This is a genomic window from Arthrobacter sp. 05N425, from assembly GCF_056397125.1.
In genome coordinates, this window is the sequence record NZ_JBFTMU010000004.1 from 141,320 (window position 1) to 154,667 (window position 13,348).

12 protein-coding genes are annotated in these 13,348 nt (G+C 68.7%); 3 read left to right on the forward strand and 9 right to left on the reverse strand.

Annotated elements, in window-relative coordinates:
- Positions 1-24: 24 nt before the first annotated feature.
- Both AC1DGE_RS08295 and AC1DGE_RS08300 read right to left on the reverse strand, forming a co-directional pair.
- The gene (locus tag AC1DGE_RS08295) at positions 25-1,227 is read right to left on the reverse strand and encodes a fatty acid desaturase family protein (RefSeq protein ID WP_441418115.1); all 1,203 of its coding nucleotides are present in this window, start codon (positions 1,225-1,227) and stop codon (positions 25-27) included.
- Positions 1,228-1,241: 14 nt separating this feature from the next.
- Positions 1,242-2,315 (reverse strand): ferredoxin reductase, encoded by a 1,074-nt coding sequence (locus AC1DGE_RS08300; RefSeq protein ID WP_441418116.1) that lies wholly within the window; start codon positions 2,313-2,315, stop codon positions 1,242-1,244.
- Positions 2,316-2,413: 98 nt separating this feature from the next.
- On the opposite strand from AC1DGE_RS08300, the gene AC1DGE_RS08305 reads away from it, so the two are divergent.
- A complete protein-coding gene (locus tag AC1DGE_RS08305) occupies positions 2,414-3,616 on the forward strand; it encodes a PucR family transcriptional regulator (RefSeq protein WP_476908876.1) in 1,203 nt (400 codons plus the stop codon).
- 37 nt (positions 3,617-3,653) lie between these two features.
- Here AC1DGE_RS08305 and AC1DGE_RS08310 read toward each other — a convergent pair whose 3' ends face one another.
- Positions 3,654-5,012 carry a protein kinase domain-containing protein gene (locus AC1DGE_RS08310; protein WP_476908875.1) on the reverse strand — a complete coding sequence of 453 codons (1,359 nt, stop codon included), beginning with the start codon at positions 5,010-5,012 and terminating at the stop codon, positions 3,654-3,656.
- 192 nt (positions 5,013-5,204) lie between these two features.
- On the reverse strand, positions 5,205-6,818 hold the full coding sequence (locus AC1DGE_RS08315) for a peptide chain release factor 3 (RefSeq protein WP_476892997.1): 1,614 nt from the start codon (positions 6,816-6,818) through the stop codon (positions 5,205-5,207).
- Between the two features lie 332 nt (positions 6,819-7,150).
- Here AC1DGE_RS08315 and disA point away from each other — a divergent pair, with 332 nt between their 5' ends.
- Positions 7,151-8,227, forward strand: coding sequence for a DNA integrity scanning diadenylate cyclase DisA (gene disA, locus AC1DGE_RS08320; RefSeq protein ID WP_441418120.1), 1,077 nt, complete (start codon positions 7,151-7,153; stop codon positions 8,225-8,227).
- Positions 8,228-8,336: 109 nt separating this feature from the next.
- Here the strand turns inward: disA and AC1DGE_RS08325 are convergent, their stop codons facing one another.
- Positions 8,337-9,029: a hypothetical protein gene (locus AC1DGE_RS08325; protein ID WP_441418121.1), complete on the reverse strand. Its 693-nt coding sequence runs from the start codon at positions 9,027-9,029 to the stop codon at positions 8,337-8,339.
- Positions 9,030-9,275: 246 nt separating this feature from the next.
- Here AC1DGE_RS08325 and AC1DGE_RS08330 point away from each other — a divergent pair, with 246 nt between their 5' ends.
- Positions 9,276-10,112 carry an HhH-GPD family protein gene (locus tag AC1DGE_RS08330; protein WP_441418181.1) on the forward strand — a complete coding sequence of 279 codons (837 nt, stop codon included), beginning with the start codon at positions 9,276-9,278 and terminating at the stop codon, positions 10,110-10,112.
- A 17-nt stretch (positions 10,113-10,129) separates the two neighbouring features.
- Here the strand turns inward: AC1DGE_RS08330 and dhaM are convergent, their stop codons facing one another.
- From dhaM to AC1DGE_RS08350, 4 genes are all read right to left on the reverse strand, one after another.
- Entirely contained in the window at positions 10,130-10,804 is a 675-nt protein-coding gene (dhaM, locus tag AC1DGE_RS08335; protein ID WP_476892998.1) for a dihydroxyacetone kinase phosphoryl donor subunit DhaM, read from the reverse strand.
- Entirely contained in the window at positions 10,801-11,427 is a 627-nt protein-coding gene (dhaL, locus tag AC1DGE_RS08340; protein ID WP_476892999.1) for a dihydroxyacetone kinase subunit DhaL, read from the reverse strand. The genes dhaM and dhaL overlap by 4 nt, the downstream gene beginning before the upstream one ends.
- 2 nt (positions 11,428-11,429) lie before the next feature.
- Entirely contained in the window at positions 11,430-12,431 is a 1,002-nt protein-coding gene (gene dhaK / locus AC1DGE_RS08345; RefSeq protein WP_441418124.1) for a dihydroxyacetone kinase subunit DhaK, read from the reverse strand.
- Between the two features lie 397 nt (positions 12,432-12,828).
- On the reverse strand, positions 12,829-13,338 hold the full coding sequence (locus AC1DGE_RS08350) for an amino-acid N-acetyltransferase (protein WP_476893000.1): 510 nt from the start codon (positions 13,336-13,338) through the stop codon (positions 12,829-12,831).
- Between the last annotated feature and the right edge of the window lie 10 nt (positions 13,339-13,348).

Here is a 13,348-nt window from a genome sequence, read left to right on the forward strand (position 1 = left end):
GCCTCCCCCGGCGGACCCGGGCGCCTAGGCCTTCTTCGGCGGCAGGGCCAGCCGGAAAATCTTGGCCCAGGTGGAGCCGACCTGCTTCCAGATCGGGCCCGTGGTGTACGGCAGGCCGTAGCGTCGGCAGATCTCCTGGACCTTCGGGGCCACCTCGGCATAGCGGTTGGACGGCAGGTCCGGGAAGAGGTGGTGCTCGATCTGGTGCGAGAGGTTGCCGGTCATCAGGTGCATGAACTTGGAGCCGGAGATGTTGGCCGAGCCGATCATCTGGCGCACGTACCAGTCGCCGCGGGTCTCGCCGTCGACCATTTCCTCGGTGAACGTATCCGTCCCGTCCGGGAAGTGCCCGCAGAAGATCACCGCGTGGGCCCAGACGTTGCGGACCGCGTTGGCGGTCAGCGTGCCGTAGAGGGCCTGCTTGCCGGAGCCGGTGAGCATGGCGACGGCGGGCGTGGCGGCGTAATCCTTGGTGAACTGCTTGAGGGCCTTGCGGCCGAGCGCCTTGAGGTCCTTGTTCAGGGCTTCTTTGGACTTCCTGCCCTCTTTGTAGTCCACGAGTTCGAGGTCATAGATCGCGATGCCCCACTCGAAGACCGGCGCCAGCAGCGCGTTGTAGAGAGGGTTGCCCAGGTTGAAGGGCTTCCATTCCTGTTGCGGATCCATGCGCAGCAGGTTGTACCCGATGTCGTTGTCCTTGCCGACGACGTTGGTCCACCGGTGGTGCAGGTCGTTGTGGGTGTGCTGCCAGGAACGCGCCGGGGTGACAAAGTCCCACTCCCAAGTGGTGGAGTGGATGTCCGGGTCCCGCATCCAGTCCCACTGGCCATGCAGGATGTTGTGTCCCAGCTCCATGTTTTCCAGGATCTTGGCGAAGCTCAGCAGCGTGGTGCCGGTGACCCAGGCGGCCTTGTTCTTGCTGACCAGGAGCGCAGCGCGGCCGGAGATCTCCAGGCCGCGCTGGATCTTGATCATGCGGCGGATGTAGGCGGCGTCCGAGGAGCCGCGCTTGGCGAGGATGTCGTCCTTGATCGCGTCAAGTTCGCGGCCCAGCTCCGCCACCTGCTCGTCCGAGAGGTGCGCTGCGGCGGGCGGCCGGAGCAGCGGGCTGCCCGTCTCGGCGAGCGCCCCTGGCCGCTTCTTCGCGGCGGCAACGACGGCGGATCCGGACTGGGCGCCAGTGTTGCCGCTTTCGGCAGTATCCGGCTTGTCAGCAAGTGTGGTCATGTGGTGGTTTCTCCTCAGAGGTCGAGGTTAACGGGTCCGGCGGCTGCCGAGACACACGTTTGGATTAGTTGGCCGGGCTCGCCGTGGACTTCGCCCGTGCGCAGGTCACGGATCTGGCCGGCCCGGAGCGGGATGAGGCAGCTGTGGCAGATGCCCATGCGGCAGCCGCTGGGCATCAGCACGCCGGCGTCCTCACCTACGTCGAGCAGGGGGGTGTCGCCGTCGGCTTCGACTTCACGGTCGGAGGCTTCGAAGGTCACCAGACCGCCGTCGTGCCCCTCGCCGCCGGCCAGGTTGGTGCTGAAGCGTTCGATCGTCAGGGTTGCGGCCGTGTCCTTGGTGCCGGGCGCGGCCTCGGATTCCCAGAGCGCCTCGGCGTCGTCGAGGAAGCCCTCGGGGCCGCAGGCGTAGGCGGCGCGGTCCCGCCAGTCCGGGCACAGCGCGTCGAGTCCCGCCGCGGTGCTGAAGTCGAGCCGCCCGCGTTCCCCGGTGAACCAGTGGGTGACCTTGAAGTTGGGGAACTGGTCTGCGAGTTCGGCCAGTTCCTCGCGGAAGATGGCGTCGGCCGCCGTCCGCGCCGTGTGGATGAGGACCACGTCGGCATCGGGACGGTGCGGGACAAGCGTGCGGACCATCGACATCACCGGGGTGATGCCGCTACCCGCGGTGAGCATCAGCAGCGGGCGCGGGTGTTCGGGGAGGACGAAGTCGCCCTGCGGCGGCGCGAGGAAAAGGACGTCGCCCGGCTTGGTGGTGCGGACCAGGGTCCCGGAGACGGCCCCCATGTCCGTGACGGTGATGGCGGGGTCCTCGCCGGCGGGCGCGCTGAGCGAGTAGGACCGCCAGTGGCGCACGCCGTTGAGTTCGACGCCGATGCGGGCCCACTGGCCTGCGCGGTGCGCTTGCCAGCCTCGGCCGGGACGGAAGAAAATGGTGGCGGAATCGGCCGTTTCTGGAACCACCCGGGTAACCACGCCGCGCAACTGGCGGGCAGAGAACACGGGGTTGAACAGCGACAGAATGTCTTCTGGAGCTAGTGGGGTGGTCAGTAGAGATGCGGCGCGCGCCAGCTTACGGAGCCGGATCATCTACTAAGCCTATGTCAGGTTGGGTCATAATTCTTCACCCAAGGCATACGATCGACTCAAAGAAACTATCTCCACGAAACAATTTTGGGATACCCGTCATGGATGCTCCTCCCGCCGGCCACTCCGGCTACCCCGCTTACGATCCGCCGTGGCTGGCGTTGCCGAAGGAGGTCAGCGACATGCTCCGGCCCAGGATGCCCGGCATCGTGGAGGCCATCATCGACGCCGTGCCACAGCTGGTTCCCGCCTATGCCCGGCCGATCGAGGGCCGCTTCGGGCGGGGGCTGCGGCGCGGCGTCGCGGCCGCCCTGGACCGCTTCCTGCAGCTTCCGGGCACCACGCTGCCGGCGCTTTCCGAGGAGAGCCGGCAGCTTGTGGCGGGCCTCGGCAGCGGCGAGTTCCGGCAGGGCAGGAGCATGGATGCCCTGCTCAGCGCCTACCGGATGGGGGCCCGCGTGACGTTCCGGGAGATGTCCAAGGTCTCGGTGGAACACCATCTGGGCCAGAACGTGGTGGTGGACCTCGGCGAATCGATCCTGGCCTACATCGATGAGCTCTCCGCGGTCAGTGCCGAGGCCTACGCTTTTGAGCAGTCCGAACGTGCCGGCGCGGTGGACCGGCGCCGCACCGAGCTGCTGGACCTGCTGCTGCTGGGGCAGGCGGACGAGGCGGCGCTGCGCCAGACGGCGGCGATGGCGGACTGGTCCCTGCCCCCGCGCATGACGGTCGTGACGCTGCCGGTGGACCGGGCCGCCGGGCTGCGGCTGCGGCTGGGCCCGGGAACCCTGGTGATCGAACGCGAGACCGACGCCGTGGCTCTGGTCCCGGTCCGCAACTCCAAGTCCGCCCGGAAGGACCTCGACAAGGCACTCCGGGGCCGCGGCGCCTCCGTGGGTCCGGCCGGCGGCTGGGAGAAGGTCCCCGAGTCCCTGCGGCTGGCCGTGCTGGCGGCATCGGTGCTGCCGCACCGGGACGGTCCGGAGGACGCGCCGATCTGGGCGGATGAGCATCTCGCGGCGGTGATCCTCGGCGCCGAGCCCTCCGCCATCACCGAGCTGGCCAACCGCCGCCTGGCCCCGCTCGAGGGTCTCCGCCCGGCGCAGCGCGAACGGCTCGCCGAAACCCTGTTGTCCTGGCTGCGGCACTGGGGGCAGCGGGCGCCGGTGGCCGCCGAACTGGGCATCCACCCGCAGACCGTCGGCTACCGGGCGGCCCAGCTGCGCGAACTGTTCGGGGACGCGCTGGAGGACCCGGTGGCGCGGTTTGAGCTGGAGCTCGCGCTGCACGCCGGCAGGCGCTGACCCGGGGACCAGCGCTAGCTGGCGACGCCGGCGCGCGCTAGCTGGCGATCGCCTCGCGGCTCTGCAGCCGCATTTCAAGGTCGTTCATGACGATCGCGGCCAGGTCCTCGAGCGTCCGGGTGTCCTCGGCGGTGAAGTGCCGCGGCTGCCGGTCCAGGATGCAGAACGTGCCGAGGTTGAAGCCGTCCGGGGTGCGCAGCGGAACGCCGGCATAGAACTGCAGGCCAAACTCCCCGGCTACGAGCGGGTTGGACAGGGTCCGCGCGTCCCTCGCGGCGTCCTCGATGATCCAGGGCCCGTCCTGCAGGATCGCCGAGGCGCAAAGCCCCGGATCCCTGCCGATCTGGGTGACTTCGGTGCCRTGGTGGGCCTTGAACCAGATCCGGTCGTGGTCCACGACGCTGACAATGGCGACCGGCACCGAAAACACGCGGGCTGCCAGCGCCGCGATCCGGTCAAAGGCGCCGTCCGCCGGGGTGTCCAGGATCCGGTACCGCTCGACGGCGCGCATCCGGCCGTCCTCGTCGTTCGCCGCCGACGCACTGTTCTGCCGGTGACGGCCGGCGCCGTTGATGACTTCCTGGCGCAGGGCAAGGGAAACCTCGCGGGCGTCCGGCCGGGTGGCCGGATCGCGGGACAGCATGGAGGACAGCAGCGCCACCCACATCGGGGCGAGCTCCTCCGGGATCTGCGGGTCGTGGAGCAGCCGGGCGACGGCGGACTGGATCGGCGCGCCAGGGTAGGCCATCTTGCCGGTCAGCCCCTCGAGCAGCACGAGTCCGAGCGAGTAGATGTCGCTGGCCGGGCCGGCCGGTTCACCCCCGGCCTGCTCTGGGCTCAGGTAGGCCGGGGTCCCGGAGGTGCCGCCGTCGTCGTCCGCGCGGTTGTGCCCCAGGATGGCCGCGACGCCGAAGTCGGTCAGTTTCGCCCGGGGGCGGCGGTCGTCGTTGCTGTAGTCCACCAGGAGGATGTTGGCCGGTTTGATGTCCCGGTGCACGATCCCGTGGTGGTGGATGTAGGAGAGCCCGTCAGCCAGGTCGTAGCCGATGTGGGCCATGTGCGCGGCGGAGAGCGGGCCCTGCAGGGACCGGTGGCGCAGGTCCTGGCCGCGGACAAGTTCCATCACGAGGTAGGTCAGCCGGGACTCCGGATTGCTGAGGTCGGCGCCGGCGTCGAACAGGGTCACCAGGGCGTGGTGGCTCATCCCCGCGAGGATCCGCACCTCCTGGCCCTGGCGACGGGTGTGCTCAAGGTCGTCCGCGTCGTTGCGGAAGAGCTTGACCGCCACCTCGCGCTGCAGCAGTTCGTCGTGCGCCCGGTAAACAGTTGATTGGCTTCCCCTGCCAATGAGGGCCTCGATCCGGTACCGCCCGCTGAGCAGGAGGCCGGATTCCATAGATATTGTCAACGAGTTTTCTTGTTCCCTCAATACGGGTCCGCACATGGAATCGGACAGAGCAGTCCCAAAAGCCGGCCAGATCGGCAAGCGCCCGCGAAATTAGCAAGGTTACTTATGTTACCGCGGAATGCGGATTCCGGAAGACCTGCGGGCGGGAAATTTCCGGGACCCCGGCGGGGCTCGCGAAGGCTATTTAGCCGGGTTGTGCGTGCCGATCGGCACCAGCGTCAGATCCGGGTGGTTCTTCTCGATCCGGCGCAGCGCCCAGACGTCGTTGAACAGGGCCAGATACTCGCCGTCGGAACGCAGCAGCACCTCGGCGCCTTGTACGTTCGCGAGCGTGGGCATGGCGTCCGCCGTCGTGATCCTGGCCAGCGAGTAGGGCAGCCGTTCGAGCCGCATCGGGGCGCTGAAGTCGTGTGCCATCCGGTCCTCAACCACTTCGAACTGCATAGGACCGACGGCGGCCAGCACAGGGGCCTGGTCGCCACGGATGTCGGAACGGAGCACCTGGATGACGCCCTCGTGCTCCAGCTGTTCGATGCCGCGGCGGAACTGCTTGAAGCGGCTGGGGTCCTTGGAGCGGGCCACCTGGAAGTGCTCGGGGGCGAACAGCGGGATCGCCGGGAACTCCACCGGCTGCTCCAGGAACAGGCTGTCCCCCACGCGCAGCGAGGAGGCGTTCACGAGGCCCACGACGTCACCGGGGAAAGCCTCGTCGATCACCTCGCGTTCGCGGCCGAACACCTGCTGGGCGTACTTCGTCGCGAATGATTTCCCGGTCCGTCCCTGCGTGACCACCATGCCGCGTTCGAAGACGCCGGAGCAGACCCGGATGAACGCGACGTGGTCACGGTGGGCCTTGTTCATGCCGGCCTGGACCTTGAAGACGAACCCGGCGAACGGGGCGTCCACGGGGCGCGCGGCGCCCTCAACGTCGGGCCGCGGGGCAGCGGGCGGGGCGAAGTCCACGAGGGCATCGAGGATTTCCTTCACGCCGAAGTTCAGCGCGGCGGAGCTGAACAGGATAGGCGTCGCCTTGCCGGCGTGGAAGGCCTCGACGTCGAACGCCAGGTTGGATTCGATCACCAGGCCGGCCTCGTCCACGGCGTTGGACCAGTCGCCGCCCTGGCTGGCGGCGGCCTCCTCCGGGGTGAAGTACTCCGTCAGGGCGATGTTGGCGCCGGCATTGTTGCGCTTGAACTGGGCGAAGCGGTCGTTGCGCAGGTCCCAGACGCCGCGGAAGTCGCCGGAGATGCCGACCGCCCAGGTCAGGGGCATGGGCTGCAGGCCGGTCCGTTCGGTGATCTCATCCATCAGGGCCAGGGCGTCCAGGCCGGGCCGGTCCCACTTGTTGATCACGGTGATGATGGGCAGGTTCCGCTGCTTGCAGACCTCGAAGAGCTTCATGGTCTGGGTTTCCAGGCCCTTGGCGGCGTCCACGAGCATCACGGCGCAGTCCACGGCGGCCAGCACCCGGTAGGTGTCCTCGGAGAAGTCGGCGTGGCCCGGGGTGTCCAGCAGGTTGATGACGGTGTCGCGGTAGGCGAACTGCAGCGCTGCCGAGCTGATCGAGATGCCGCGGTCCTTCTCCATCTGCATCCAGTCGGAGACGGTTTCCTTGCGGTTGGCCTTGCCGCTGGACGCGCCGGCGGTGCCGATCACCTTGGCGTGCAGGGCCAGGGCTTCGGTCAGCGTGGACTTGCCGGCGTCGGGGTGGGAGATGACTGCGAAGGTCCGGCGCCGGGCTGCCTGCTTGTGAATCTCGTGGACTCTGGCGGGGCTGTGGACTTCTTGGGACACGGTGCTACTTTCGCTGCGGCTGGGAACGGGTCACGGCGCGGAGAGCCCGCGGTACACCCTAGGCATCAAGTTTATCGCAGGCGGCGGCAGGCCCGGGCGGACGGCCGAAAACGCGGGTTCCGCCGGCGGGCGGACGGCCGTCTGCGCGGGACCCCCGGGCAGGCGTAAATGGGGCACTTTGAGGCTTGACCGTGCGGAAACAGCCCGCCGTTGCCCCTATGATGGTGCATACGGGAAACCGGGCACTTTTGTTCTTGCCGGCCGCTGATGGATTTGTCATCAAAACCGGCGCACTTGCGGGCTGCGGCCTGCACCTTTGAAAGGGAATACCTATGGCTCGGAGTCCCGAGGATGCACTTAAGGCGACTCTGGCCAGGGTGGCGCCGGGGACGGCCCTGCGGGACGGCCTGGAGCGAATCCTCCGCGGACGTACCGGCGCCCTGATCGTGCTGGGCATCGACCGGACCATCGAATCCATCTGTTCGGGTGGGTTCGAAATCGGCATCGACTTCTCCCCAACCCGGCTGCGTGAACTGGCCAAAATGGACGGCGCCATTGTCTGCGACAAGGATGCGAGCAATATCCTGCGGGCCGGCGTCCAGCTGGTGCCCGATTCGAGCATTGAGACCCAGGAGACGGGAACCCGGCACCGGACCGCTGAACGCGTTGCCATCCAGACCGGCGTTCCGGTCATCTCCGTGAGCCAGTCGATGCAGATCATCGCGCTTTACGTCAACGGCCTGCGCCACACCCTGGAAGGCTCGGAGAAGGTCCTGGCCCGCGCCAATCAGGCCCTCGCCACACTGGAGCGGTACCGCTCCCGCCTGGACCAGGTGACCAGTTCGCTGTCGGCCCTGGAGATCGAAGCCATGGTGACGGTCCGCGACGTGGCCGTGACCCTCCAGCGCCAGGAGATGGTGCGGCGCATCTCCGAGGAGATCTCCCAGTATGTGCTGGAACTCGGCGAGGACGGCCGTTTGCTCTCACTCCAGCTGGACGAACTGACGGTAGGCCGAGGGCCGGGCAGCGACGTGATCATCCGGGACTACTCGGGCCCCAGCGCCTCCGCCGCGGATATCGAAAACGCCGTCAAGGCCCTGGTGAACCTGGGCCCCACCGAGCTCATCGACCTGGGCAAGATCGCTGGCATTGTCGGCTTCGCCGGCGGTGAGGCGAACCTCGACGCCGTCGTGCAGCCGCGCGGATACCGCCTGCTTTCCGGGCTCAAGGCGGTGCCGAAAGCCGTTGCCGACCGCCTGGTGGACCACTTTGGCGGGCTGCAGTTCCTGATGGCTGCCACCATTGATGACCTCATGACGGTGGACGGCATCGGCGACCAGCGCGCCCGGACGGTCCGCGAAGGCCTGAGCCGGATGGCCGAGGCCAGCCTGCTGGACCGGTTCCTCTAGACCGGTTCCTCTAGACCGGTTCCTTTGGGCCCCGCCTAACCCCTGTCCGCTGCTCCGTAACCGCCCTTTTCGGCCCGCAAAACGGCACCTGCGGAGCAGTCGAAGTGGACTAGCCGAGCTGGAAGACGGCCTTGGGGCTGGTCTTGTTGCCGAGCCTGGCGGTGAAGACGTAGTAGGCACCGCCGCCGCCCGGCTGGGCGTCCACGACCTTGCAGCCCTCAGTGGACCGGTTGCGGTTCCACGGGAAGTTCGCCGTCTCGCTGCCGCCGGGGCGGATGGTCTTGACCAGGTCGCTGCTCTCCGCCTGGCAGTCCCGGGACGAGAAGATCCGGTCCGAGCCGCTGGTGATCAGGTACTCCATCTGCGAGGTCCCAAGGTTGACCTCGCACGAAACCTTGTTGCCGTTGGTGACCTTGAGGGTCAGCAGCGGGTTCTCGCCAGCCGCGTAGGCGGCCTTGTCCGTGGCCGCGGTGACCTTCAGGAGCGTCTCGTCACAGCCAGCTCCCGCCGTCGGCGGGGCCCCGGCGGACGCCTCCGTGCTGGCGGGGGTGCTGCCGGGCTTGGCCGTCTGGGTCGAGTCACCGGACGTGGCCGCCGGTCTTTCGCCGTTGAGGACGCTGGAAATCGCAGCGAAACCGCCGACAGCGAGGGAAAGCACCAGCACCAGGGCGGCTCCGACGAAGAGCCGGCGTCGGCGGTAGACAGGGCTGAGGGGTTTCCGGGCCGGCCTGCCGCTGGTCTTTGCCTTGGCGGAAGCCTTCGGTCCCGAACCGTGCGTTCCTGAGTTGCCTTGCCTGACCATCCTTCTAGGCTAGATAACGCCGCGGGTTATGCCGGCCCACCACGCCGCTGGCCGCACTATGGTGCCCGTCTCTATTAAGCTGGTTCGATCAAAGCCTTAGCCGATTCCCCCGCCCTCCCCGCCGCCGCGGCCCTCCCGCCGGTGCCGGCTGTGCCGCTCGCCGAGCTGCACGCCGCCCTGGACTCCTGGTTTGGTGACACCGCCCGCGATCTGCCCTGGCGGGCGGCGGACTGCTCCGCCTGGGGTGTGCTGGTCAGCGAAATCATGCTCCAGCAGACCCCCGTGGTCCGGGTGCTGCCCGTGTGGGAGGAATGGCTGCGGCGCTGGCCCGCGCCGGCCGATCTCGCCCGGGAGCCCGCCGGGGAGGCTGTCCGGTCCTGGGGCCGGCTGGGGTATCCGCGGCGGGCGCTCCGGCTGCACGCGGCCGCCGCCGCGATCGTGGACAACCATGGCGGCGCGGTTCCCGGCAGTTACCCGGAATTGCTGGAGCTTCCCGGCGTGGGCAGCTACACGGCCGCCGCCGTCGCCGCGTTCGCCTTCGGCGGCAGGGCGACCGTGGTGGACACCAACATCCGCCGGGTCCACGCTCGGCTGTTCACCGGGACCGCGCTGCCGGCGCCGGCCCTGACGGCCGGCGAAATGCGGCTGGCCGCGGAGCTGCTGCCCGACGAAGATGCCGCCTCGGTGCGCTGGAACGCCGCCGTGATGGAGCTGGGGGCGCTGGTCTGCACGGCCCGGGCGCCGAAGTGCGGTCAATGCCCCGTCCGCGGCGCGTGTGCCTGGCTCGCCGCCGGCGAACCTCCCCCCACCTACACGCCAAAGGGGCAGGCCTGGCACGGGACGGACCGTCAGGTGCGCGGAGCCGTGATGGCCGTCCTGCGCCTGGCCGAATCACCGGTGGCCCGCGAACTGCTGGAACAGGCCCCCGCGGACCTAGGCTTCGACGCCGACGGGATCGGGGTCCCGCTCGCGGCGCTGCACCGGCTGAACCCGGCGCCCGAGCAGCTGGAACGGGCCCTTGCCGGGCTGCTCAGCGACGGCCTGGCCGAGCTGCACCCGGGCGGTCTGCGGCTGCCCGGCTGACCTGGTCCCAACTACACCTAGGGCTCGCCGAAGCCTGCCTTGATCAGCCCGCCCAGGTAGTCGACCGCCTTGCCCGCGTCCGCCCCGCTGGCTTCGATGTGCAGCACGGTTCCTTTCCCGGCGCCAAGCATCATAAGTTCCGTCATGGATGCACCGTCGACCCCGTTGATGGTGACGTCGGCATCCATCCCGGCCAGGCCGCCGGCAATCTTCGCCGCGGGCCGTGCGTGCATCCCGGCCTGGTTGACGAGTTCGAAGTCGCCCTGGGCATCCGGCGGCTGCTGGTGCGCGTGTTCGGGCCCGTGCGGGTGGGCCGGCGGGCGGTAGACGGCTTCGGCCGCGTCCTTCACGGTTCCGGCGTCGGCCCCCGTCTGGGCGGAAACGGCTGCCGCGACGAGTCCCTCGATCAGCGGGGCATCGGCCAGCTGGATTGACTCCGGATCGGCGGCGAACTCCACCGCCGATTCCGCTGTCATGACGGCGGAACCGAGGTCGGTGAGCACCACGATGCCGCTTCCCCCGGACGCCCGTTCCAGCGCGGCCATCACCTTCTCCAGGCTGGTTCCGATCCGGCCGTCGTCGGTGCCGCCGGCCGCCACGATCATGACATCGGGCGCCATTTGGGCGGCGAGTTCGACGGCGCCGTCGGCGATCTTTTCGCTGTGCGAGACGACGACGAGCCGGACCGTCATCCGGCGGCCCCCACGGCGGCGCGCAGGATCAGGGCACTGGATACGGCTCCGGGGTCGCGGTGGCCGATGCTGCGCTCCCCCAGGTAGCTGGCGCGGCCCTTCCGGGCCAGCATCGGGTCGGTGGAAACAGCGCCGGCCTCGGCCGCATCGGCCGCCGCGGCCAGGACCTTGCGGACGTCGCCGTCGCCGGCGGCGGCCGCCGAGGCATCCACGGCAGGAGTCCAGGCATCCACCATCGTCTTGTCGCCGGATTCGGCCTTGCCGCGGGCCACGATGCCGTCGCGGGCAGCCTGCAGCGCCGCTGCCAGCGTGGCGGCGTCAATGTCGGCAGCGTCCCCGAGGGCCGTCGCGGCCCGCAGGAAGGCTGTTCCATAGAGCGGCCCGGCGGCGCCGCCGACCTTCGACATCAGGGTCATGGCGGTGAGTTTCAGTGCCGCCCCGGCAGTTTCCGGGGGCGCTTCGGCGAGTTTGTCCATCACGGCCTTGAAGCCGCGGTCCATGTTCTCGCCGTGGTCGGAGTCACCGATCGGCCGGTCCAGCTCAATGAGTTCGACCCTGTGCTCGGCCATTGCCTCGGCGGAGAGCGTCAGCCACCGCACGGCCCAGCCGACGTCCAGCCCCACGTTCAGACGCCCCAGCGCAGGGCGGCGGTGTGGACGGGCGCGTCCCAGAGCCCGGTCATCTCCTCGTCGAGGCGCAGCACGGTGATGGAGCAGCCCTGCATCTCAAGCGAGGTGATGTAGTTGCCCACCAGCGAGCGCGCCACGGTGACGCCCTGATCCGCAAGCCTTTGCGCGGCCCGGCGGTAGACGATGTACAACTCGCTCAACGGTGTGCCGCCCATGCCGTTGACGAACAACAGGACCTTCTCCCCCGAGGCGAGGCCAAGGTCGCTGACGACGGGATCCAGCAGGCGGTCGGTGATGCCGTCGACGGGCTCCATCGGAATCTTGTGCCGGCCCGGCTCGCCGTGGATGCCGATGCCGATCTCGATCTCGTTGTCCTCGAGCTCGAAGCTGGGCACTCCGGCGTGCGGCACGGTGCACGCGCTCAGGGCCACGCCCATGCTGCGCACGTTTTGGTTGACGCGGTCACCGATGGCGGCGACGGCGTCGAGGCTGTCGCCGCGTTCGGCGGCGGCCCCAGCGATCTTCTCGACCAGGACGGTTCCGCCGACGCCGCGGCGCCCTGCGGTGTAGAGCGAGTCCTGCACGGCGACGTCGTCGTTGACCAGCACCGTACGGACCTCCACGCCCTCGGCCTGCGCCAGTTCGGCGGCGGTCTCGAAGTTCAGCACGTCGCCGGTGTAGTTCTTCACGATGTGCACGACGCCGGCGCCGGAGTTCACTGCAAGCGTGGCCGGCAGGATCTGGTCCGGGGTGGGCGAGGTGAACACTGCGCCGGGAACCGCGGCGTCGAGCATCCCCAGTCCGACGTAGCCGCCATGCAGGGGCTCGTGGCCGCTGCCGCCGCCGGAAACCAGCCCGACTTTTCCTGCCACCGGGGCGTCCTTGCGGACGATGTATTTGGGATCCGGGTAGACAGTCACAAGGTCGGCGTGAGCAAGCCCAAACCCCTCCACTGACTCGTCGACCACGGCCTTGGGATCATTGATGAGTTTCTTCATGGCTGTGCTCCCTGGATGGTTGTCCTGGCTGCTTGCTTAGACCCTACTACCGGGGCCCTGCCAGCGGTAGGCTCCGGGTTCAACCACTGCCGGGACGCTCAGGGCCCGGGTGCAGCCTCCGGCGCGAAGCTCGGCCAGGCGTCCGGACCGAGAGCCACCCGGGGCTGGAGCCGGCGCGCGGCGGCATCGGCGCCCCCGCAGCGGTCGCCACCGGGTGAGTCCGGCTGCACCGGAACGGCGTCCACCGTCATTTGGAATGCGGAGAAATCTGGAAAAATCACGCGATTCTGCAATTTCTGCCTCCGGAAGCTGGCGGCCCGCCCCATCGGGCCGGGATCAGTTTATCCACCAAGTTGATTTGGCGGAAGACCCCGTTTCAGGCAGCTGCGGGAAGCGCCTAGAGCGTCCGGATCATGCGGGTGTTGCCCAGGGTATTGGGCTTGACCCGCGCGAGGTCCAGGAATTCGGCGACGCCTTCATCGTGTGAGCGCAGGAGCTCCGAGTACACCACCGGATCCACGGCCGTCTGGTCCGCCATCACCTCGAAGCCATGCTTCTTGAAGAAGTCCACTTCGAAGGTCAGGCAGAACACGCGGGAGATGCCGAGCGCTTTCGCATCCTCCAGCAGGCGTTCCACCAGCAGGTGTCCGACGCCCTTGCCGCGCCACGCATCCGAGGTGGCCAGGGTGCGCACCTCCGCCAGGTCCTCCCACATCACGTGCAACGCGCCGCAGCCGATCACCTCGCCGTCGGGCGCTTCGGCGATCCGGAACTCCTGGAGGCTTTCGTAGTACGCGACGGTTTCCTTGGCCATCAGGATCCGCTGGTCGGCCAAGGGTGCCACCAGGGTCTTGATGGCGGCAACGTCGCCGGTGCGGGCAGGGCGGATGCGGATCGTCTCAGTCACAGCCCAATCC